The following is a 22,523-nucleotide window of genomic DNA, read 5'->3' on the forward strand; positions in this document are numbered from 1 at the left end:
CAGGGCCCTTGGGTGGATGACGGGCCCGGTCTCATATGAGACCGAGCGCGGCCCCCGGGTCAAGAGCCCGGCACCCGCTGCTGTCGCTGCCGGGTGCCCACGGCGTGTCCACGGCGTGTCGACGAAGCGGCGAACCACGCTCGGGCACGGCGAGATGGCGTGCCGGAGGGCTGGGGGAAAGGTCGCCCGGGAGGGCGGGAAAGCTGCTCGCGAGGTGGGAAGGGGTGCCGGAGGGCGGGAGGTTGCTCGTGGCGTAAGGCCAGGGGAAAGGCCGGTCGGCGGGCGGGAAGGTCGCCGGGGAGGGCGGACACTCTGTCGGGAGCGGGAAGCGGACGGCCCGTCCGGCGCACGGGAGGCGCGAACTTTGCCGGGGTAGCGGGGCGGTCGCCCCCGAAGTTGCCCGGACAGCGGGAAGACCGGACAGCGGGAAGACCGAGAGGCGGGAACGCGGGAAGGCTGCCGGGCGGCGGGAGATCTGCCGCGTGGCGGGGAGGCTGCCGGGTGGAGGGAGATCTGCCGGGTGGCGGGGAGGGTGCCGGGTGGAGGGAGATTTGCCGGGTGGCGGGGAGGCTGCCGGGTGGAGGGAGATTTGCCGGGTGGCGGGGAGGCTGCCGGATAGCCGGAAATCCGCCGGATGGCGGGAGAGTTGCCGGAGCCCCGGTGCACCGGGTCGAGGCCCGCGGCCTCTGAGAGGCTCGCCCGCCGTGTCGGCGGTCACGACGGGGTCGGTGTCTCCCCCTGGGCCGCCTGCCGTGCGGAGAGTGCGCTGTTGAAGCGCGTCAGGAGCGTGCAGAATGCCTCGCGCTCCTCGGGTGCCCAGTCGTGGGTCAATTCGGCCATCAATTGGCGCCGCGACGAACGGACCTCCTCCAGTCGGGAGAGGCCTCGGGGGGAGAGCTGGAGCACCACGGCGCGTCCGTCCTCGGGGTGCGAGGTGCGCTTGACGAGTCCGGTGTCGACGAGCGGTGCCACCTGGCGGGTGACCGTCGAGGAGTCGATGCCCATGCTCGCGGCCAGCGCCTTGACGCCCATCGGGCCTTCTTTGTCGAGGCGGTTGAGCAGCAGATACGCGGCGCGGTCCATGGAGTTGCGCACCTGGCCGACACCGCCCAGCCGGGTCTGTTCGGCACGGCGGGCGAAGACCGCCACCTCGTGCTGCAGCGTGTCGAGGAGACCGGTGTCACCGACGGTCGTCATGTCCATCGACATTTCGGGTGTTGTGGGCATGGCCGGGGGCTCACTTCATGCGTGGGTGCTGGTTGGGGGACAGAGTACGCGGCGGGGAGGCAGGCCGTGCGGGCGCTGGGGAAACCGGGTCTCGGCCCGTGGTCACACCCGGAGTGGCGGGGTGTGAACTGAGAGACTTGACGTCATGAGTTACAGCACGGCCGCCGTCCGGCCGACGGTGACACTCGACGACGTGCGCGGCGCCCAGAAGATGCTCTCGGGCGTGTCGCGGATGACCGCGCTGGAGGGCAGCAGGCATCTGTCCCGGTTGGTGGGCGCCCCGGTGCACTTCAAGTGCGAGAACCTTCAGCGGACCGGCTCCTTCAAGCTGCGTGGCGCCTATGTGCGGATCTCCGGTCTGCTGCCGGAGGAGCGCGCGGCCGGAGTCGTCGCGGCGAGCGCCGGCAACCACGCGCAGGGAGTGGCGCTCGCCTCCTCGCTGCTCGGTGTGCATTCCACCGTCTTCATGCCCTCGGCCGCGCCGCTGCCGAAGATCGCCGCGACGCGTGAGTACGGGGCGGAGGTGCGGCTGCACGGGCAGGTGGTGGACGAGACGCTCGCCGCGGCGCAGGAGTACGCGGCGGAGACGGGCGCGGTGTTCATCCACCCCTTCGACCACCCGGACATCATCGCGGGCCAGGGCACGGTGGGTCTGGAGATCTTGGAGCAGTGCCCGGAGGTGGGCACGATCGTCGTCGGGGTCGGCGGCGGCGGGCTCGCCGCGGGTGTCGCGGTCGCGGTGAAGGCGCTGCGGCCGGACGTGCGAATCGTGGGGGTGCAGGCGGCGGGTGCCGCCGCGTATCCGCCTTCGCTGGCGGCGGGGCGGCCGGTGTCGGTCGGGAACCCGGTGACCATGGCGGACGGCATCAAGGTCGGGCGCCCCGGCGATGTTCCGTTCGGGATCGTCCGCGAGCTGGTCGACGAGGTCCGTACGGTTTCCGAGGACGAGCTGTCCAGCGCGCTGCTGCACTGTCTGGAGCGGGCCAAGCTGGTCGTCGAGCCGGCCGGCGCGAGCCCGGTCGCGGCGCTGCTGAGCGAGCCGGGGGCCTTCGAGGGGCCGGTGGTCGCGGTGCTGTCCGGCGGCAACATGGACCCGGTGCTGATGCAGCGCGTCCTGCGGCACGGCATGGCCGCCGCGGGCCGCTACCTGGCGGTTCGTCTTCGGCTGACGGACCGTCCGGGCGCCCTCGCGACGCTTTTGGGGGTGTTGTCAGTGGTGGACGCTAACGTCCTCGACGTGAGCCATGTACGGACCGATCCGCGGCTCGGGCTCACGGAGGCGGAGGTGGAGCTGCATCTGGAGACGAAGGGCCCGGAGCACTGCGTGGAGGTCGGCGCGGCGCTGCGCGAGGCGGGTTACACCGTCATCGGCTGACCTCGCGGCGTCATTCCGTCCCTCGGCCCCGACGACCGGTAAATGGGTCGCACCGCACCTGCCCGGCGCGGCATGCTGCCGGTCGGCCTTTGCCGTGAGGCGTGTTGCCGATCACGGGGCTTGATCATGCGGGCCCGTCTGATCCGGTGGGGAGAACCGCTTGAGGGAACGCGATACATCGCGTTATGGTGTGTATCGCGCCACACATGTCCGGTGTGCCGGATGCGCCGTGTACTCTGCGCTTCCCCCCGCGCCGTGCACACCGATTCCGAAGAACCGCTACGACCCCAACGACGTGGAGAAATAACATGCCAGGCGCCATCTATGCCGAAGGCCTGGTGAAGACCTTCGGTGATGTAAGGGCTCTGGACGGCGTCGACCTCGACGTCCCGGAGGGCACCGTGCTGGGCCTGCTCGGGCCGAACGGCGCGGGAAAGACCACGACGGTCCGCTGTCTGACGACCCTGCTGCGCCCCGACAGCGGCAAGGCCGTGGTCGCGGGCATCGACGTGCTGAAACAGCCGAACGAGGTGCGGCGTTCCATCGGCCTGTCCGGCCAGTTCGCGGCCGTGGACGAATATCTGACGGGCCGCGAGAACCTCCAGATGGTCGGCCAGCTCTACCAGATGAAGGCAAAGGCGGCGAAGGAGCGGGCGGGCGAGCTGCTGGAGCAGTTCAACCTCGCGGACGCCGCCGACCGGCCCGCGAAGACGTACTCCGGCGGTATGCGCCGCCGGCTCGACCTGGCCGCGGCCCTCGTCGTCTCCCCGCCGGTCATGTTCATGGACGAGCCGACGACGGGCCTCGACCCGCGCAACCGCCAGCAGCTGTGGGAGGTCATCAAGCAGCTGGTCTCCGGCGGTACGACGTTGCTGCTCACCACCCAGTACCTCGAAGAGGCCGACCATCTGGCGCACGAGATCTGCGTCGTCGACCACGGCAAGGTGATCGCCCGCGGCACCGCCGACCAGCTCAAGGCGCGCACCGGCGGCGAGCGTGTCGAGGTGGTGGTGCACGACCGCGAGCACATCGTCACGGCGACGGAGATCCTCCAGGGCTTCGGCAAGGGCGAGACCACCGTCGAGGACCACACCCGCAAGCTCACGGTGCCGGTGACCGGGGGTGCCAAGCTGCTCGCGGAGATCATCCGGGAGCTCGACGCCCGCGGTATCGAGATCGACGACATAGGACTGCGTCGTCCCACCCTCGACGACGTCTTCATCTCCCTCACCGGTCACGCGGCCGAGATCAAGGACGACAGCAACGGCGCGGACGCGGCGGACGGCGCGGCCGGTGACACGAAGGGCCGCAAGGCCGGAAAGGGGGCCTCCGAGTGAGTGCCGTCACTGACACCGTGCGGTCCACGGCGCCCCAGGGGGCCTTCGGCCGGTCCGTCCGGGACTCCCTGGTCGTGGCAAAACGCAATCTGATCAGGATGTCCCGAATCCCCGAAATGGTGATCTTCGGGCTGATTCAGCCGATCATGTTCGTGGTGCTGTTCTCGTACGTCTTCGGCGGCTCCATGCAGATCGGCGGCAGCACCAGTCCCGCCGACTACCGCAACTTCCTGATGGCGGGCATCTTCGCGCAGACGGTCACCTTCGCGACCGCGGGTGCCGGCGCGGGTATCGCCGACGACATGCACAAGGGGCTCATAGACCGCTTCCGTTCGCTGCCCATGGCGCGCGGTGCGGTACTCACCGGCCGCACCCTGGCCGACCTCGTGCAGACCGCGCTGACCCTGCTGGTCCTCGCGGTGGTCGCACTGCTGGTGGGCTGGCGTGTCGGATCGGACGGCGACACCAACGCCGGCAAGGTGCTCGGCGCCTTCGGTCTGCTACTTCTCCTCGGCTACGCGTTCACCTGGATCGGCGCGCTGATCGGCCTGTCCGTGCGCACCCCCGAGGCGGCCACGTCCGGCGGACTGATCTGGCTCTTCCCGGTCACGTTCATCTCCAACGCTTTCGTGGACAGCAGCAATATGACGCCCTGGCTGCGGCATATCGCCGACTGGAACCCCTTCAGCGCCACGGTGCAGGCGTGCCGAGTGCTGTTCGGCAACCCGGGCGTCTCGCAGTCGGACGCCTGGCCGATGCAGCATCCCGTGTGGGCCTCGCTGATCTACTCGGTTCTGATCGTCGTCCTTTTCCGGACCCTGGCAGTACGCAAGTACCGCTCGGCGACGGCGTGACGCACCTCCCGGGCACAAGGGGTGACCCGGGGCACGAGGGGTGAGCGAGGGGTGACCCGGGCACGAGGGGTGACCCGGAATGACCCCGGACTGAGCCCGGCGTGCCCCGGCACGACGAGGCCCCCGGCGCGCCCGCGCCGGGGGCCCGTCCAGAACGCGGGCGGGGGGCCTCAGCCCTGGTAAGGCTCGGCCTTGAGGATCCTCACGGAGGCGAACTTGCCGTTCGGGAGCTCGTACTGCGCGTCCTCGCCGACCTTCTTGCCGTTCACGCCCGTGCCCAGTGGAGACTGCGGCGAGTACGTCTCGATGTCGGAGCTCGCGTACTCCCGCGAGGCGAGGAGGAAGGTGAGGGTGTCGTCCTCGTCACCGTCGAAGGCGATGGTCACGACCATGCCCGGTGCCACCACGCCGTCCGCCGCCGGAGCTTCGCCGACCTTGGCGTTCTCCAGGAGCTGGGTCAGCTGGCGCACACGGAGCTCCTGCTTGCCCTGCTCCTCCTTGGCCGCGTGGTACCCGCCGTTCTCGCGCAGGTCGCCCTCCTCGCGCGCGGCCGCGATCTTGGCGGCGATCTCCGTGCGCGCAGGACCAGACAGGTACTCCAGCTCGGCCTTGAGCTGGTTGTACGCCTCCTGGGTCAGCCAGGTGACGTTCTCGCTGGTCTGGGTCACAGGTGCTCCTCGTCGGTACTGGGAAATACAAAGCATCGCCCTACCCAGAAGAATGTTCCTTCACGGGTGGGCGAAACCACGAGCCTAACAATTCCCGGCCCGAAGGGGGAGGACATAAGCCACCAGAATTACGTCGACGCTGGTCAGCGTGTACGTGACATGAGCGACCTGTGAGTCTGATGTCAATCGGCCCGGCAGCCCAGCAACTCCGCCGTCGTGCCCCGCGAGGTCGTACGCAACGTCACCACTTCGTCGATGCGGGAGGCGTTCTGGTCGAAGCGGAAATCGGCGCGGCCGACCTCCGCGCCGTTCTCGGCCTGGGAGCGGACGGTGCAGTACCCGCTCGCGTCCGCGTCCTTGCGGACCTCGAGCTGGACCTTCACCTCGGTGTCGCCCGTCTCGAAGGTGATCACTTCGGCGCTGATCTTCGTACCCCCCACGTAGTGGTAGGCGAACCAGCCGACGAGGGCGAGCAGGGCGGCGCCGAGCACGCTGCCGACGATCTTGAGCATGCGGTCGGCGCGTTGGTCCTCGGAGCGGCCGTAACGGCCCTCGGGCAGCTGCACCGTGCTCATGATCGTCCTCTCGCTGGGGGCGGGAAGGGAGTTCCCGGGAGGAGCGCGCACGTCAGGGACCCTCAAAACCCACAGGACCCGGGCGCCGGCGTCCTGGGCCTGCTGCGGAGCTCTTCGGGGCTCTTCGGGGCGCGGAATTATTCGCCGCCCGATTCGGTCACTATAGAAGCCCCCCGTCCACCACTCGACCACCGCCCCAGCACCCGCCCCCACGCCGACCGACGTCCCCACGGGACGGCACCTATGGATGCGCCACACACACCAGGGCGCCGAATCAACGAGGATTGAGTCTTGACTGACCAGCTGCGACTGATGGCCGTGCACGCCCACCCCGACGACGAGTCGAGCAAGGGTGCCGCCACCATGGCCAAGTACGTGTCCGAAGGCGTGGACGTGCTGGTCGTTACCTGCACGGGAGGGGAGCGGGGTTCCATCCTCAATCCGAAACTGCAGGGCGACCCGTACATCGAGGAGCACATCCACGAGGTACGCAAGAAGGAGATGGACGAGGCGCGCGAGATCCTCGGCGTCAAGCAGGAGTGGCTCGGCTTCGTCGACTCCGGGCTGCCCGAGGGCGACCCGCTGCCGCCGCTGCCCGACGGCTGCTTCGCGCTGGAGGACGTGGACAAGGCGGCCGGGGAACTGGTGCGCAAGATCCGCGCCTTCCGGCCGCAGGTGATCACCACCTATGACGAGAACGGCGGCTACCCGCACCCCGACCACATCATGACCCACAAGATCTCGATGGTGGCGTTCGAGGGCGCGGCGGACACCGAGAAGTACCCCGAGCAGGAGTTCGGTCCCGCGTTCCAGCCGCAGAAGCTCTACTACAACCAGGGCTTCAACCGGCCGCGCACCGAGGCGCTCCACAAGGCGATGCTGGACCGGGGGCTCGAGTCGCCGTACGGGGAGTGGCTGAAGCGGTGGGACGAGTTCGAGCGCACGGAGCGCACGCTCACCACGCACGTCCCGTGCGCCGACTTCTTCGAGATCCGCGACAAGGCGCTGATCGCGCACGCCACCCAGATCGACCCGGACGGGGGCTGGTTCCGCGTCCCGATGGAGCTCCAGAAGGAGGTCTGGCCCACGGAGGAGTACGAGCTGGCGAAGTCGCTCGTCGATACCACCCTCCCCGAGGACGACCTCTTCGCGGGCATCCGCGACAATGCCTGACATGAGCGCAAGCCTGGCACTGACGTACCTCGTCCCCCTCGCCAAGGAGTTGGACAAGGACAAGGTCACCCCCGGCGTACTCGGCTTCATCGTGTTCGCGGTGATGGCTGTGGCGGTGTGGGGTCTGATGAAGTCCATGAACCGGCACATGGGCAAGGTGGACTTCGACGAAGCCCCACAGGAGGAGTCCGCCTCCGGCGTGGGAGCCTCCGGCAAGGGAGGCTCCGGTTCCAAGGGGAAGACGTCGCCCGCCAAGGGGTGAGCGTCTTCCGCCGGTGACTCGGGGCTCCCCGCAGCGGGTGGGGAGGGGTTTCCGCCCCCTCCGCCCCTGCCCGTCCCAGCCCGCCCCTCGCGCAAGCTCTCGACTGCGCTCGAGCAGGGGGACTCTCATCCGGGGCTGCGCCCCGGATGCCGGCCATGGGGCGGTTCTGCCCCCAACCCGGTGGTACCGGATGGTGCACACGGGGGCGCTGTCCGCCCGGCCCCGGCCCGGATGCCGCGGCGGGGGCTCCGTCCGCCGTCGGCCCCGGCCTGAATGCCTTCGCGGGGGCTCTGTCCGCACTCGGCCCCGGCCCGGATGCCGCCGCGGGCTCTGTCCGCACTCGGCCCCGGCCCGGATGCCGCCGCGGGGGCTCTGTCCGCACTCGGCCCCGGCCCGGATGCCGCCGCGGGGGCTCTGTCCGCACTCGGCCCCGGCCCGGATGCCGCCGCGGGGGCTCTGTCCGCACTCGGCCCCGGCCCGGATGCCGCCGCGGGGGCTCCGTCCGCCCTCGCCCCCGGCCCGGATACCTTCGCGGGGGCTCTGTCCGCACTCGGCCCCAGCCCCGGAGGCCGCCGCGGGGGCTCTCTCTGCTTCTTGGACCCCGGTCCCGGACGGCGGCGACGCAGGGAGGGTGCGGCGACCGGGTCGCCGCGAACAGCGCGGACGTCGGCCGCACCGACCGAGGACGCGCACGCAGCCGCGGGCTGCCCCTGGCCCCCCGACGCGTAGGCCCGAGCCTGGACGGCTCGCTTCCGGGCGCCGGAGGAGGAGCTCAACTCACCTCGCCGCAGGGGCGGGACCCCCCTCCGCGCAGGGGCGGGAAACTCATCTCCGCGCAGTTGCGGAACCCCCCTCGGCGCTGGTGCGGAACCCCCTCGGCGCTGGTGCGGAACCCCCCTCCGCGCAGTTGCGGAACCCCACCTCCGCGCAGGGGCGGGACTCACCTCCCCGCAGGGACGGACTCCCCTCCGCGCAGGGCCGCGCAGCTCACCTTCGCCGCAGGGCTAACCCGTCACCGGCACGCCCATGATCTCTCGGGCGTGTCGGCTCGGGACCATTCCCAGGCGCCATGCCTGCCAGCCCGCGTCCAGGTTCACGCCCCGTTCCAGCAGCAGCTGGTACGCCTCCACATAGTCTTCCAGCTTGGCGTCGCGGGACGGATGGGAGGTGCTGGACAGTTGGGCCAGTTCCTCCTGGGCCACCGCCGTGCCCACCTCCACACCGCCGGGGGCGGCGTAGGGCAGCAGGGTGCAGCGCAGGAAGCGGGCCCAGTCCTCGCCGCGGCGGTCGCCGTACGAGGCGAACAGCGCCACCGCCTCGTCACACAGCTGCAGGGCGTGCTGGTTACGGGCGTTGCCCGCCTCGACCACCGCCAGTTCCAGACACGTCCAGCCCTCGCCGTGGGCCACGCCGATGCGCTGGAAGTCCGCCCGGGCGTCCACCAGGAGCTGGCGGGCGAAGCCCGAGTTGCGCAGGCTGCCGGTCTGGGCCGCGCGCTGGTCCCGGGTGACCCGCGCGGAGTGGTGGCGTGCGCAGGCCAGGCCGTAGACGTCACGCATCCGGGAGAACATCGTGCGGGAGCGTTCCAGCTCGCGGACGGACTGATCGAGGTTGCCCGTCTCCTCCAGGGCCTGGCCCAGGTAGTAGATCGTCCACGCCTGGCCCCGCGCGTCCTCGTTCTCCCGGTGCCGCGAGACCGCCTGGCGCAGACCGTCCACCGCCGCCGACGGATCCCCGGCCACCAGCCGGGCCCGGGCCAGCTGTGTCAGGGCCCAGGCCTCTCCGCGGGCGTCGCGCGTGCGGCCGTACAGGTCCAGTGCCGTGCGCAGCTCCGACTCCGCACGCGGGATGTCGCCCATCCGCAGGCTGAGCTGGCCCAGCTGGAAGTGGGCCCACGCCTCGCCGTGCACGGACTCGCTCTCGCCGTGCAGGACGAGCGCCTCGGTCAGCAGTGACAGGGCCCTCTCCACCCGGCCGCGGTCCCGTTCCACCGCCGCCAGCGCGTGCATCGTCCACGCCCGGTCCGCCGCCAGGGAGGGCGAGGACTGCAGCTCCATGGCCTCCTTGAGCTTGGCCTCCGCCTCCGACAGATTGCCCTGGTGGTGCAGGGTGATCCCCAGGGAACACAGCGCCCGCGCGGCCCCCGCGTCGTGATGTGCCTCGAAGTAGAGGTCCACCACCGACGCCAGCGTGGTCCGCGCCGTGTCCAGCTCGCCCAGTTGACGGGCCGCGATACCGGTACGCCACTGCACCGAACGCACCAGCAGGCCCTGGTCGACGGCCTGTGTCAGCTCGCTGATCTCCCCGAGCCGGTACAGGTCGCCGCGCAGCAGGCAGTAGTCGCACAGCGCGCCCAGCAGATTCAGCACCGCCCCCTGGTCGACACCCTCCGCGGAGCGCAGCGCCGAGGTGATGAAGCTCGACTCGTCGTCCAGCCAGCGCAGTGCCGCGTCCAGTGAGGTGAAGCCGTGCGGGCCGACTGTGCTCGACTGAAAAGCGGTGTCCGCCCGCGTCGACGTTTTCCCGTCGACCAGACGGATCACCGAGTCCGCCAGCTCCGCGTAGTTGACGATCAGCCGTTCCTGGGCCGCCGTGCGTTCCGCCGGATCCTCCTCGTCCAGCAGCCGGGCCTGGGCGAAGGACCGTATGAGATCGTGCAGCCGGTAGCGGCTGCCGCGCACATGGTCGATCAGACCCGCTCGGGACAGTGCCGTCAAATGGCGGGTCGCCTCCGCCTCGTCCGTCGCCAGCAGGGCCGCCGCCGCTGCCGCTCCCAGGGAGGCGCGGCCCGCCAGGGCCAGCCGGCGCAGCAGCCGCCGGGCCGTTTCCGACTGGTCGGTGTAGCGCAGCCAAAGCACCCGTTCGACGGGCTCCACCGGACCGTACGCCGCGAGATCGGCGGCCAGCTGACGCGGCGACCGCGCCCCGATCGAGGACCCCGCGACCCGCAGTGCCAGCGGCAGCCCGCCGCACAACTCCCGTATGCGGTCGTGGGATTCGGCGTCGTAGGGGCCCGAGTCCTCCTGGGCGGCGGCCTTCAGCAACTCCTCCGCGCCCGCCGCCTCCAGCGCCGTCACCGGGAGCTCGTGCACCCAGGCCGCCAGTTCGGCGGGCAGGTCGAGCGGTTTGCGGGCGGTGACCAGCACCAGGCTCTCCGAACGTTCCGGAATCAGGGTGCGCACCTGCTGGGCGTCCGAGGCGTCGTCCAGCACGATCGTCACCGGCAGCCCGGTCAGATGCTGGTTGTAGAGCTCTGTGAGCCGTTTGACGTGCTGGTCCGGGGCGGAACGCTCTCGGAACAGCAGCTGTTCGCGCGGTGCGCCCAGCCGGTTCAGCAGATGCAGCAGCGCGTCTCTCGTGGAAAGCGGGGGCAGGGGCGAGTCCTCGGGGCTGTCGCCGCGCAGATCCACCACGCACGCGCCCCGGAACTGGTCCTTCAGGTCGTGGATCGCCCGGATCGCGAGCGTGGAGCGGCCCGAGCCCGGCGCACCGTGCAGCACCACCACCGTCGGCCGGGTATCGGTACTGGCCCGCGCCGCCTGCACCCACTGCCGGATCCGCAGCAGTTCCCGTCGCCGGCCCGCGAACGGCCCCTCGGGCTCCGGCAGTTGACCGAACGAACGTTCAAGGACGTTGCGTCGCCGCGCCGCCGCGCTCTTGTCGGTGCGCCGCAACTGCGGGGCACCCTTCTTGGCCACGCTCGACGCGCTCAGTACGCGCTGCTGGTCCAGGAAAGGCCGGATGCCGCGTACTTCGAGCGCCGTCAGCCACGCAAGGCGCAACTGCTCGGCGCCGCCGGGCTGGCCCAGCGCACCGGCGCGCCGGCTCGCCGCGGGCAGATGCGAGGCGGTGACCCGCACCACCGTCGCCGCGGCGCCCACCACCGCGACCGTCGCGCCCGCGCCGAGTGCCGTGCCCGCGCCGGTGCCCAGCGCCAGGTCCGCCACACAGGCCGCGACCGCCGCGACGGCCGCCACCAGCAACGGAGTTCCCGCACCCTCGCGGGCGTAGCGCTGAGCGAACGTCAGCCGGCCGGCCTCCGCCTCGTCCGTGGCGCGCGCGAAGGCCTCGTACTCCTCCGCGGCCGTCTGCGCCATCGCGTCCAGCGCCCCGCGCGCCCGCGACAGCAGTACGTTCCCGTCGACCCGCCCGCCCGACCGGCGCACCTCCTCCTCGACGGCCCGCGCCAACAGCCTCTCGGCCTCGGCCCGGTGGCTCTCCCGCATGTCAGTCCCCCTCCGACAGCTGCTCGTCCGGTTACGAGTGTGCGGGGTGCGGGGCGCGAAGGCGAGAGGCCCAGCGATCACACGAACCGGCGCACGCGACCCTCACCGGCCCTTCACAGCCCAGCACGACCTCCTCGACGCCATCCGTGACGGACCGTGGCACCCGGTCGCCTTCCGTGACCGTGCGCGGAGCCGTCGTTTCCCGTGGGAGACCCGCCGCTGCCCGTGGGAGAGTGGAAGGGTGAACCGACTGGTCGATGAGACGTCCCCCTATCTCCTGCAGCACGCCGACAACCCGGTCCACTGGTGGCCCTGGTCGCCCGAGGCGTTCGAGGAGGCGCGCGAGCGCGGGGTTCCCGTGCTGCTCAGCGTCGGTTATTCGAGCTGTCACTGGTGTCATGTGATGGCTCACGAGTCCTTCGAGGACGAGGCCACCGCCGCCTACATGAACGCCCACTACGTCAGCGTCAAGGTCGACCGCGAGGAGCGGCCCGACGTCGATGCCGTGTACATGGAGGCCGTGCAGGCGGCGACCGGGCAGGGCGGATGGCCCATGACCGTCTTCCTCACGCCCGACGCCGAGCCGTTCTACTTCGGGACGTACTTCCCGCCCGTGCCACGCCCCGGCAGCCCCTCGTTCCGGCAGGTCCTGGAGGGGGTGCACGCGGCCTGGACCGACCGCCGGGAGGAGGTCGCCGAGGTCGCCGGGAAGATCGTGCGTGATCTCGCCGGGCGTGAGCTGACGTACGGCGCGGAGACGACCGCACCGGGTGAGGAGGAGCTGGCGCAGGCGCTGCTCGGCCTGACCCGGGACTACGACCCCACGTACGGCGGTTTCGGGGCCGCGCCGAAGTTCCCGCCGTCGATGGTGCTGGAGTTCCTGCTGCGTCACCACGCGCGCACCGGGTCGGAAGGTGCGCTGCAGATGGCGCAGGACACCCTGGAGCGGATGGCGCGCGGCGGAATCTACGACCAGCTCGGCGGCGGCTTCGCGCGCTACTCCGTGGACCGTGCGTGGGTGGTGCCGCACTTCGAGAAGATGCTGTACGACAACGCCCTGCTGTGCCGGGTCTACGCGCATCTGTGGCGGGCCACCGGGTCCGAGCTCGCCAGGCGGGTCGCCATCGAGACCGCGGAGTTCCTCTACCGCGAACTGCGCACGGAGCAGGGCGGGTTCGCCTCCGCACTGGACGCGGACAGCGACGACGGGACGGGGCGGCACGTCGAGGGCGCGTACTACGTGTGGACGCCCGGGCAGCTCAGGGAGGTGCTCGGGGAGAAGGACGCGGAGCTCGCGACGCGGTACTTCGGCGTCACCGAGGAGGGCACCTTCGAGCACGGCACCTCCGTCCTGCAACTCCCGCAGGACCAGGGCGTGTTCGATCTGCCGCGGCTCGCGTACGCCAAGCTGCGGCTGAAGGCGGCCCGGGACGGGCGTCCTCGCCCCGGCCGCGACGACAAGGTGGTGGCCGCCTGGAACGGGCTGGCGATCGCCGCGCTCGCGGAGGTCGGCGCGTTCTTCGACGACCCCGACTTCGTGGAGGTCGCGGTGGAGGCCGCCGATCTCCTCGTACGGGTGCACATGGACGAGCACGCGCGCCTCGCCCGGACGTCGAAGGACGGCCGGGCCGGCGCCAACCAGGGTGTGCTGGAGGACTACGCGGATGTCGCGGAGGGGTTCCTGACGCTGGCGTCCGTCACGGGGGACGGCGTGTGGCTGGAGTTCGCCGGGCTGCTCCTCGACCACGTGCTGGAGCGGTTCACCGACGACAGCGGCGCCCTGTACGACACGGCCGCCGATGCGGAGCGGTTGATCCGCCGTCCGCAGGACCCGACGGACAGCGCAACTCCGTCCGGGTGGAGCGCGGCCGCGGGCGCGCTGCTGTCGTACGCGGCGCACACCGGCTCCGAGCGGCACCGGACCGCCGCCGAGAAGGCGCTGGGCATGGTGAAGGCGCTCGGTCCGCGGGTGCCGCGGTTCATCGGCTGGGGGCTCGCGGTGGCGGAGGCGTCGCTGGACGGGCCGCGTGAGGTGGCGGTCGTGGGCCCGGCGGGCGATCCGGGCACCAGGGAACTGCACCGGACGGCGCTGCTGGCGACCGCGCCCGGTGCGGTGGTCGCGGTCGGTGAGCCGGGCGGTGAACCTGGCGCTGAGCCGAGCGGTGACGGGCTGCCGTTGACGGCCGGCCGGCCGCTGGTGGACGGGCGTCCGGCTGCCTATGTGTGCCGCAACTTCACCTGTGACGCGCCGACGACGGATGTGGAGCGGTTGCGGGAAGCGCTGACGCTCGGTAACCCCGCGTGACTGAAACGTTCTCAGCTGTGAACGAAGTGGGTCGAAGTTCAGCCATTTATGGATGGGGTCTTGAGCGATCGATCGGGCGTCGGCGTCGGCGCTGATCCATCGTCAACTCGCTCACCTGCAACGACGTTGTAGGCAATCCGAGGCTTTCACCCGACTGTCCACCATGCGGAAACAAGCTATTTATCGGAAGCGGTCACGAGCTTCACAGTTCCCCCATAATCTGATCGTCGGCGCAACGCGAGCGAACTCCGTTGCGCCCGGGTGTGTACCGGGGGGTGCACGCCCGAGGTACGCCGGGGGGTATAGGGGATCTGGGGGGATCTTTTTGCTGACGTCCGTCTTCATCGCTGCCGTTTCCCTGGTGCTGTTCTGGATGGCGGCGTTCACCCTGTGGTGGCAGATGCACGCCTGGCGCACGCCCGAGGTGCTCGCCTCCACCCGGTTCAGCAGACCGGACGGCGGCGAGGGGCTGTCCTTCTCCCTGTTACTGCCCGCGCGGCACGAACAGGCGGTGCTCGACCACACCATCCAGCGATTGCTCGAGTCCAGCCACGCCGACTTCGAGATCATCGTGATCGTCGGCCATGACGACCCGGAGACCGCAGAGGTGGCCCGGAAGGCTGCGGCCCGTGACCCGCGGGTGCGTGTCGTCGTCGACCACCACGAGAAGAAGAACAAGCCGAAGGCCATGAACACCGCGCTGCCCCACTGCACGGGTGACGTGGTCGGGGTCTTCGACGCCGAGGACCAGGTCCATCCCGAACTGCTCGCCCACGTCGACCACGCCTTCCGCTCCACCGGCGCCGACGTCGTCCAGGGCGGGGTCCAGCTCATCAACTTCAACTCCAGCTGGTACAGCCTGCGCAACTGCCTGGAGTACTTCTTCTGGTTCCGCTCCCGGCTGCACCTGCACGCGCAGAAGGGCTTCATCCCGCTCGGCGGCAACACCGTCTTCGTCCGCACCGATGTGCTGCGGGAGGCCGACGGCTGGGATCCGGACTGTCTCGCCGAGGACTGCGACCTGGGGGTCCGGCTGTCCAGTCGGGGCAAGAAGGTCGTCGTCGCCTACGACTCCGACATGGTCACCCGCGAGGAGACCCCCGGCACCCTGATGTCGCTGCTGAAACAGCGCACCCGCTGGAACCAGGGCTTCCTGCAGGTCTACCGCAAGAAGGACTGGAAGCAACTGCCCGCCTTCGGCCAGCGGATGCTCGCCCGGTACACCCTCATGACCCCGTTCCTGCAGGCCGCCTCCGGAGTGCTCATCCCGCTCAACGCGGCGATCGCGCTCTTCCTCGACGTGCCCGTCGGCATCGCCTTCGTCACCTTCCTGCCGGCCGTCACCGCCCTCGTCACCTTCGTCTTCGAGGTCGTCGGACTGCATGACTTCGGCAAGCAGTACGGACTGCGCGTCCGCTTCATCCACTATCTGAAGCTCGTCGTCGGCGGCCCCTTCTACCAGGTGCTGCTCGCCGGGGCTGCCGTCCGCGCCGTATGGCGCGAGCAACGGGGGCGTAACGACTGGGAGTTGACCAGTCATGTCGGCGCACACCTCACCGCAGCCACCGTGACCCGCGAGTCCCGAGAGGACGTTCCGGCGTGACCTCCACCCTTCCCGCGGCGACCAGTACCTCCTCGGTCCCCGCGCAGCAGTCCCCTGCGCACGAAACCACCCCCGCCACCGGCCCCGCCCTCCGTTTTCGCAGCTCACGCGCGGATCTGATCCTCTGCGGAGTGCTCCTCGCGGCGATCATCACCGTGCAGGGCTGGAACATCGCGGACTACCCGACGCTCAGCGACGACGAGGGCACCTATCTCGCCCAGGCCTGGGCCGTTCAGGAGGGGCGCGGGCTCGCCCACTACACCTACTGGTACGACCACCCGCCGCTCGGCTGGATCCAGATCGCGCTGCTCACCTGGATCCCCTCGCTGATCAACCCGGAGTGGATGACCGTCGGCTCGATGCGGACTGTCATGCTCCTGATAAGCGCGGCCAGTTCGGTCCTCATCTACGTGCTGGCCCGCCGGCTCGCGCTGCCCCGCTGGGCGGCCGGACTCGCCATGGTGTTCTTCGGCCTGTCACCGCTGTCGGTCGTCCTCCAGCGCGAGATCTTCCTGGACAACATCGCGGTGATGTGGACGCTGCTCGCGTTCTGCCTGGCCGCCTCCCCGAGCCGCCATCTCTGGCACCACTTCGGGGCCGGCATCGCGGCAGCGGCGGCGGTCCTCACCAAGGAGACGATGCTCGTCGTCCTGCCCGCGCTGTTCGTCACCATGTGGCGCCACAGCCACCGGGACACCCGGAAGTTCGCGCTCACCGGCGCCGTCACCGCCTGCGCCATGATCGGACTGTCGTATCCGCTCTTCGCCCTGCTGAAGGGCGAGCTGTTCCCCGGCAGCGGGCACGTCTCCCTCTGGGACGGCCTGGAGTACCAGATGACCCGGCCCGGTTCGGGCTTCATCCTCGACGCGGGCACCGGCTCCTACGGCGTGCTGCAGTCCTGGCTCTACTACGACCGGGTCCTGCCGCTCGGCGGACTCGCGGGCGCCCTCCTGCTGCTCGTCACCTTCCGCTGGTCGGTGACCGCCCGCGCACTCGCCGGGCCCGCGCTCACCGTCGCCATCCTCGCGCTCGTCGCGATGCGCCCGAGCGGCTACCTGCCCGCGATGTACATCATCCAGGCGCTGCCCTTCCTCGCCCTCGTCCTCGCCGGCGGCGCGGCGAGCGTCGTCCACGCGGTGCTGCGCCGGTGGCGTCGCGGCGAGGAGCACAGGTACCTCACATCGGCCCGCTACGTCCTCGCGACGGTCCTCGCGCTCGCCGCCGCCGCATACGTGGTGCCCCGCTGGTACGACGGCGCCCGCACCGCCGTCACCACCGACGCCAACGCGCCCTACCAGGCCGCCTCGAAGTGGCTGACCACCCGCGTGGCGGACCCCGTGGACACCCGTGTCCTCGTAGACGACGCGCTCTGGCTCGACCTCGTGCATGCCGGCTACCGGCCGGGGCTCGGCGTCATCTGGTTCTACAAGGCCGACCTGGACCCGGCGGTGACCAAGACGATGCCCGACGGCTGGCGCGACCTCGACTACGTCGTCGCCTCGCCCACCGTCCGCCGGGACGCCGTCGACCTCCCCAACGTCAAACAGGCGCTCGAACACTCCACGCCGGTCGTCACCTTCGGCAAGGGCGACGACCGCATCGAGATCCGCCGGATCGACGGTGCCGGGACCCGGGGAGGCACTCGATGACCTCCGAATCCATGCTGCCGGAGGACCTCGGCGACCCCCGCCTGAGCGCCACCGGCGTGCCCGAACCCGCCGCCGTCACCATCGTCGTACCGACCTTCAACGAGTCCGCGAACGTACGGCCGCTGCTGCGGCAGATCACCGAGTCGGTGCCCGCCCGGCTGCCCTGCGAGGTGATCTTCGTGGACGACTCCACGGACGACACCCCCGAGGTGATCGCCGCCGCTGCGCAGGACTGCCCGTTCCCGGTCACCGTGCTGCACCGCGACGAGGCGGCCGGGGGGCTCGGCGGCGCGGTCGTCGAGGGCATGAAGGCGGCCGGCTCGGACTGGATCGTCGTCATGGACGGCGACTGCCAGCACCCGCCGTCCCTCGTCCCGGAGTTGGTGGCCACCGGGGAACACACGGGCGCCGGGCTGGTCGTCGCCTCCCGCTACATCCCGGGCGGCAGCCGCGCCGGACTCGCCGGCGGCTACCGCATCGCGGTCTCGCGGGGCGCCACCTGGCTCACCAAGCTGCTCTTCCCGCGCCGGCTGCGCGGCATCAGCGACCCGTTGAGCGGCTTCTTCGCGATCCGCCGAAGCGTGGTGCCCCAACAGCCAACGCTTGCCCCGTCGCGACGCCCGGCACTCCCCCAAGCTCTCGACTTCGCTCGAGCAGGGGGGACCCCCATGACGCCGCTCCTTGACGGGCAGGCGTTGCCTGCCGGGGCACCGGTCCCCGCGGAGGTCCTGCGCCCCCTCGGCTACAAGATCCTCCTCGAACTCGCCGTGCGCAGCCGCCCGCGCGAGGTCACCGAGGTGCCGTTCGTCTTCCAGGACCGCTACGCGGGCGAGTCCAAGTCCACCGCGCGGGAGGGCCTGCGGTTCCTGCGCCATCTGCTCGGCCTGCGCGCCGCCTCGCCCGTCGCCCGGATGCTGTTCTTCGGACTCATCGGCGTCACCGGTTTCGTACCGAACCTTGTCGGCCTCTGGGGGCTCACCGCGCTCGGGCTGCACTATCTGCCCGCCGAGATCATCGCCAACCAGTTCGGTGTCGTGTGGAACTTCCTGCTCATCGACCAACTGCTGTTCCGTGACCGCCGTTCGCACCGGCGCTGGTGGGACCGCGCCATCCGGTTCGCGCTGCTCGCCAACGCCGATCTGGTGCTGCGCATACCGCTGATCGCGCTGTTCGTCGGCGAGCTCGGCATGGGGGCACTGCCCGCCACCGCACTCGCCCTGGTGACGACCTTCGTCCTGCGCTTCGTGGGGACGGAGGCGCTGGTCTATCTGCCGCGCCGGGGCCGGGGGGCCTCCGGGAGCCGCACATCGAGGAGAACTCCGTGAACATCCGTGTGAGACCAGGACTCCGTTTCAGACCCAGACGCCGCACCTCACTGCTGGCCGTGGGCGCCCTCGCCTCGGGCATGCTGCTGGCCGCGCCCCAGCCGGCCTCGGCCGCCAACCTGGTGAAGAACCCCGGCTTCGAGACCGCGGGCACCGACGACATGCCGTACTGCTGGGAGAAGTCCGGCTGGGGCGACAACGACTTCACCTTCACCACCACCTCCGACGCCCACTCGGGGTCCAAGGCGATGAAGGTCGAGCTGACCCGGCGCGTCGACGGCGACCGCAAGGCGCTGATCACCGAGTCGGCCGAGTGCGCGCCGGTGGTCACTGCGGGCAAGCAGTACGACCTCGGGCTCTGGTACAAGACGACCACGCCCGACGCGTCGATCACGCTCTTCCGGCACGACACCACGGCCGGCTGGCAGTACTGGACCGACCTCAAGACGCTGGACATGCGGGCCGGCTGGACGCAGGCGACGGTGCGCACACCGGAGGTCCCGGCCGGCACCGACCGCATCACCTGGGGCGTCTCGGTCTACGGCACCGGGTCCGCGACCACCGACGACTACACGATGGAACAGGTCGCCGATCCGGTCCCCGATCCGGTGTGCACCGGGACCGCCGAGGAGTGCGCCAACGGCCGCTGGGACGTGCTGCCCACCAAGAACCCGGTCCGCTCCATGCACTCGGTCGTCCTGAAGAACGGCAAGGTGCTGCTGATCGCAGGCTCCGGCAACAGCGAGGAGATGTTCGAGGCGGGCACGTTCACCAGCGCGGTCTACGACCCGGCGAACGGCTCGTACAAGGTCATCCCCACGCCCGACGACATGTTCTGCGCCGGGCACGTCCAGCTCCAGGACGGGCGGGTGCTGGTGATGAGCGGCAACAAGGCCTACCCGGCGGCGGACGGTTCGCACGGCTACGAGGGATACAAGGACTCGTACATATTCGACCCTGACACCGAGACGTACATCAAGACCAACGACATGAACGACGGGCACTGGTACCCGTCTGCGACCGTGCTCGGCAACGGTGACGTGATCTCCTTCGGCGGACTGCGCGAGGACTCCACGGGCTCGGTGACCGCCGAGCTGTGGTCGGACGCCGAGCAGCAGTGGCAGCCGCTGTGGAAGGTCAACCAGACCTGGTCGTACTGGGGCCTGTACCCGTCGATGATCCTGATGCAGGACGGACGGCTCTTCTACTCGGGCAGCCATGTCTTCGGCAACAACATCCCCGGGACCGGCTCGGCGATCTACGACTACGACGCCAACACGATCACGCAGATCCCGGGACTGCAGAAGAAGGACGAGCGAGACCAGTCCGCGAGCGTGCTGCTGCCTCCGGCGCAGGACCAGAAGGTGCTGACGATCGGCGGCGGCAACATCGACTCCAACCCGGACGCCAACCGGCTCACCGACATCATCGACCTCAAGCAGGCCAACCCGTCCCACGTGGCCGGGCCGCCGCTCCCGCAGGGCACGGTGGACCTCGGCAACGGCAAGGTGCCCGAGACCGGTGACCAGGGCAAGATGTACGTTTCCGCGGTGCTGCTGCCCGACGGCAAGGTCCTGGAGACCGGCGGCGCCCTCAACAACCGCGCCAACCCCGTCTACGAGGCGTCGATCTTCGACCCGGAGACCGAGACCTTCGATCCGGTGGCCGCCGACCCCGAGGCCCGCGGCTACCACTCCTCCGCGTTCCTGCTGCCCGACGGCCGGGTGATGGCGACCGGCGACAACCCGGGCAACGGCTCCTGGAACCACAACGTGTCGATCTACACCCCGCCGTACCTCCTCAAGGGCCCCCGCCCGACGATCACCTCGGTGATCGACACGGAGTGGACGTACGGCGACACCCAGCGCATCACGGTCGACCGCCCCATCGCCAAGGCCGAGTTGATCCGTCCGGCCGCCGTCACCCACTCCTCCGACCCCAACCAGCGCTTCGTCGACCTGCCGCTGAGCGTGGACGGCAACAACGTCGACCTGAACGTGACCAGCAACCCCAACCTGGCCCCGCCCGGCTGGTACATGCTCTTCGCGGTCGACGCGAACGGTGTGCCGTCGGTGGCGAAGTGGGTGCACCTGCAGGGTCCTTCGGCCATGGCCGCCGCGTCCGGGGACACGTCCTCCGGGCACGCCTCCGCCGGACACGGCACCTCCGACGACGCACCCTCGGCGAACATCCACTCCTTCGCCGACTCCCTGGACGGCAAGGTCACCGGACCCGGCAAGAAACGGACCTCGCAGGCGGTCAGCCCGACGGTCTCCGGCTGCGACCGGCACTACGGCTCCGCCAACGTCTGCGTGCCGACGGTGTTCCCCGCGGAGGTGAGGGCGACGACCGCGGCCCGCTGCGCCTGGCTGAAGGCCCATGACTACGGACGCCTCGAGGTCAACGGGAAGGACGATCCGCTGCGGCTGGATCCGGACAAGGACGGACTCACCTGCCGGAAAGGCGATCTGAGGAGGCGTTAGCCGCCGACGGCAGCCGCGTCATCGAGCCATCCGTGGGCCGCACCGAGCCCGGTGCGGCCCACGGGGCTGGAATCACGCTCAGAGGCTGCGGTAGACATCGCGGCGGTTGGCGACCGTGAGGACCCACACGATCAGTTCACCGTCCTCGATCGTGTACACGGCGCGGTAGTCCCCGACGCGGAGGCGCCAGCGGGCGTTGTGGCCTTGCAGGGCCTTGATGTCGAATGCCGAGGTGTCGTCCACGTCGAGGGCCTCTTGAAGTTCGGCGAGACGGTGGAGAATCCGCAGTGCCTCGGGGCGAGGGATCTTGAGCATGTCCCGCTGGGCGTGCGGTGTGAACCGGGTGACGTACCCCATGACGATCAGGCGTGGTGGGCGCGGAGTGCCGCGGCCATCTCTTCGAGCGAGACGGAGCCCTCGAGTCCCTCGGCCTCGGCTTCGTCGGCGAGCTGGTTCAGCCAAGCGTCCTCGGTCTTCTCCGCGAGGTCGCGCAGACGCTGGTACTCATCGATGTCGATCACCACGGCCTCCTGTTTGCCGCGCCGCGTGATGATCGTGGGGGTCGCGTCCCGGTGGGCGCGGTCTATGACGTCCGCGAGGTGTCGGCGGACGTCGGCCATCGGTGAAATGACGGGCTCGCTCATGTAGCGAATGTAACAGATGTACATCAGCATCGCGCGGTGAGGGCCGGGCTGAGCGGTCCGGCAGTTCAGCACGTCTCGGCCCGCATGATCAGCGCCCGTTCCACGATCGCCTGCAGTTGCTCGTGATGCGCGCCCCGCCAGTACGCGCGCCCGCACTCCGCGCACTGCGCGAACACGTCGTACGACCGCTGCGTGCCGCCCTGGAGCTGGTCCGCGACCTCCTCCTTGGTGGCGTCCCTGAGCAGTCCGTTGCAGGCCGTGCACCGCGTCCACGGCCGGAGTTCCGGCGCGAACCGGCCGAGCACGTCGCGGAGTTGGTCTTCGGGGCGGGTGCTGTAGACGAACGCGCCCGCCCACAGTTCGCGCCGCCGGAGCAGGCCCCGGTCGCGGCTGAGCATGACCCGCTGCTCGGCGGCCGAGCGCGCGGCGAGGGCCGGGTCGCCGATGTCCGTGGACTCGTACGCGGCGTCCACGCCCAGCAGCCGCAGCCGGCGGGCGAGCGTGCCGAGGTGGACGTCGAGCAGGAAGCGCAACGGGGCGCCCGGGACGCGCTGGGGGCGCACCACCTCGCGCACGATCACGGACTCGCGGTCCGCCGGCACGTGCGAGACCGGCACCTCGCGGCCGTCGACGAGGAGCGCGCCGACCTCCGTCAGCGGGACGCCCAGCGACTCGATGACATGGCCGAGGGTGGAGACGCCGTCGGTGACGACCTTCGTGGCTCCCGCCCGGCGCCCGTGCGGAACGAACAGGTCCAGCTCGGGGGCGAAGGCGACATGGATCTCGGGACCGTTCACCGGGTCAGGATGACACGGGG

At 70.4% G+C, this 22,523-nt stretch carries 17 protein-coding genes; 10 read left to right on the top strand and 7 right to left on the bottom strand.

Translation table 11 applies throughout. The features are described 5' to 3' along the window. Nucleotides 1-714 precede the first annotated feature (714 nt). Complete coding sequence (locus EF387_RS36220; RefSeq protein ID WP_202918481.1) at nucleotides 715-1,209, bottom strand: MarR family winged helix-turn-helix transcriptional regulator; 495 nt, start codon at nucleotides 1,207-1,209, stop codon at nucleotides 715-717. A gap of 163 nt (nucleotides 1,210-1,372) precedes the next feature. Here EF387_RS36220 and ilvA point away from each other — a divergent pair, with 163 nt between their 5' ends. The 3 genes from ilvA (at nucleotide 1,373) to EF387_RS36235 (ending at nucleotide 4,793) form a co-directional block, all read left to right on the top strand. Next, nucleotides 1,373-2,602: a threonine ammonia-lyase gene (gene ilvA / locus EF387_RS36225; RefSeq protein ID WP_128380849.1), complete on the top strand. Its 1,230-nt coding sequence runs from the start codon at nucleotides 1,373-1,375 to the stop codon at nucleotides 2,600-2,602. Nucleotides 2,603-2,910: 308 nt separating this feature from the next. After that, nucleotides 2,911-3,939 carry an ATP-binding cassette domain-containing protein gene (locus EF387_RS36230; protein WP_128380850.1) on the top strand — a complete coding sequence of 343 codons (1,029 nt, stop codon included), beginning with the start codon at nucleotides 2,911-2,913 and terminating at the stop codon, nucleotides 3,937-3,939. Then, on the top strand, nucleotides 3,936-4,793 hold the full coding sequence (locus EF387_RS36235; RefSeq protein WP_128380851.1) for an ABC transporter permease: 858 nt from the start codon (nucleotides 3,936-3,938) through the stop codon (nucleotides 4,791-4,793). Before EF387_RS36230 ends, EF387_RS36235 begins: the two co-directional genes overlap by 4 nt. Nucleotides 4,794-4,963: 170 nt before the next feature. On the opposite strand, the gene greA is transcribed toward EF387_RS36235, so the two are convergent. Then, nucleotides 4,964-5,461, bottom strand: coding sequence for a transcription elongation factor GreA (gene greA / locus EF387_RS36240; protein ID WP_128380852.1), 498 nt, complete (start codon nucleotides 5,459-5,461; stop codon nucleotides 4,964-4,966). Nucleotides 5,462-5,643: 182 nt separating this feature from the next. After that, the gene (locus tag EF387_RS36245) at nucleotides 5,644-6,036 is read right to left on the bottom strand and encodes a DUF4307 domain-containing protein (protein ID WP_128380853.1); all 393 of its coding nucleotides are present in this window, start codon (nucleotides 6,034-6,036) and stop codon (nucleotides 5,644-5,646) included. Between the two features lie 291 nt (nucleotides 6,037-6,327). Between EF387_RS36245 and mca the strand changes: the two genes are divergently transcribed. Both mca and EF387_RS36255 read left to right on the top strand, forming a co-directional pair. Further along, the gene (gene mca, locus EF387_RS36250; protein ID WP_128380854.1) at nucleotides 6,328-7,209 is read left to right on the top strand and encodes a mycothiol conjugate amidase Mca; all 882 of its coding nucleotides are present in this window, start codon (nucleotides 6,328-6,330) and stop codon (nucleotides 7,207-7,209) included. 1 nt (nucleotide 7,210) lies between these two features. Continuing rightward, on the top strand, nucleotides 7,211-7,471 hold the full coding sequence (locus EF387_RS36255) for a hypothetical protein (RefSeq protein WP_128380855.1): 261 nt from the start codon (nucleotides 7,211-7,213) through the stop codon (nucleotides 7,469-7,471). 1,004 nt (nucleotides 7,472-8,475) lie between these two features. Here the strand turns inward: EF387_RS36255 and EF387_RS36260 are convergent. Then, nucleotides 8,476-11,697, bottom strand: coding sequence for a tetratricopeptide repeat protein (locus tag EF387_RS36260; protein ID WP_128380856.1), 3,222 nt, complete (start codon nucleotides 11,695-11,697; stop codon nucleotides 8,476-8,478). A gap of 241 nt (nucleotides 11,698-11,938) precedes the next feature. On the opposite strand from EF387_RS36260, the gene EF387_RS36265 reads away from it, so the two are divergent. From EF387_RS36265 to EF387_RS36290, 5 genes are all read left to right on the top strand, one after another. After that, entirely contained in the window at nucleotides 11,939-14,002 is a 2,064-nt protein-coding gene (locus tag EF387_RS36265; protein ID WP_128380857.1) for a thioredoxin domain-containing protein, read from the top strand. A gap of 325 nt (nucleotides 14,003-14,327) precedes the next feature. Beyond that, nucleotides 14,328-15,605 carry a glycosyltransferase gene (locus tag EF387_RS36270; protein ID WP_128380858.1) on the top strand — a complete coding sequence of 426 codons (1,278 nt, stop codon included), beginning with the start codon at nucleotides 14,328-14,330 and terminating at the stop codon, nucleotides 15,603-15,605. Continuing rightward, nucleotides 15,602-17,254, top strand: coding sequence for an ArnT family glycosyltransferase (locus EF387_RS36275; RefSeq protein ID WP_128380859.1), 1,653 nt, complete (start codon nucleotides 15,602-15,604; stop codon nucleotides 17,252-17,254). The genes EF387_RS36270 and EF387_RS36275 overlap by 4 nt, the downstream gene beginning before the upstream one ends. Next, nucleotides 17,251-18,579 (top strand): glycosyltransferase, encoded by a 1,329-nt coding sequence (locus EF387_RS48775; protein WP_238431896.1) that lies wholly within the window; start codon nucleotides 17,251-17,253, stop codon nucleotides 18,577-18,579. The genes EF387_RS36275 and EF387_RS48775 overlap by 4 nt, the downstream gene beginning before the upstream one ends. Nucleotides 18,580-18,659: 80 nt before the next feature. Beyond that, entirely contained in the window at nucleotides 18,660-21,062 is a 2,403-nt protein-coding gene (locus EF387_RS36290; RefSeq protein WP_128380891.1) for a galactose oxidase early set domain-containing protein, read from the top strand. 78 nt (nucleotides 21,063-21,140) lie between these two features. Here EF387_RS36290 and EF387_RS36295 read toward each other — a convergent pair whose 3' ends face one another. The 3 genes from EF387_RS36295 to EF387_RS36305 form a co-directional block, all read right to left on the bottom strand. Continuing rightward, nucleotides 21,141-21,419: a type II toxin-antitoxin system RelE family toxin gene (locus EF387_RS36295; protein ID WP_128380860.1), complete on the bottom strand. Its 279-nt coding sequence runs from the start codon at nucleotides 21,417-21,419 to the stop codon at nucleotides 21,141-21,143. A 5-nt stretch (nucleotides 21,420-21,424) separates the two neighbouring features. After that, nucleotides 21,425-21,706 (bottom strand): type II toxin-antitoxin system Phd/YefM family antitoxin, encoded by a 282-nt coding sequence (locus tag EF387_RS36300; protein WP_238431897.1) that lies wholly within the window; start codon nucleotides 21,704-21,706, stop codon nucleotides 21,425-21,427. Nucleotides 21,707-21,771: 65 nt separating this feature from the next. Next, the gene (locus EF387_RS36305) at nucleotides 21,772-22,503 is read right to left on the bottom strand and encodes a Mut7-C RNAse domain-containing protein (protein WP_128380861.1); all 732 of its coding nucleotides are present in this window, start codon (nucleotides 22,501-22,503) and stop codon (nucleotides 21,772-21,774) included. Between the last annotated feature and the right edge of the window lie 20 nt (nucleotides 22,504-22,523).

The organism is Streptomyces cavernae, assembly GCF_004023625.1.
Taxonomy (GTDB): Bacteria; Actinomycetota; Actinomycetes; order Streptomycetales; family Streptomycetaceae; genus Streptomyces; species Streptomyces cavernae.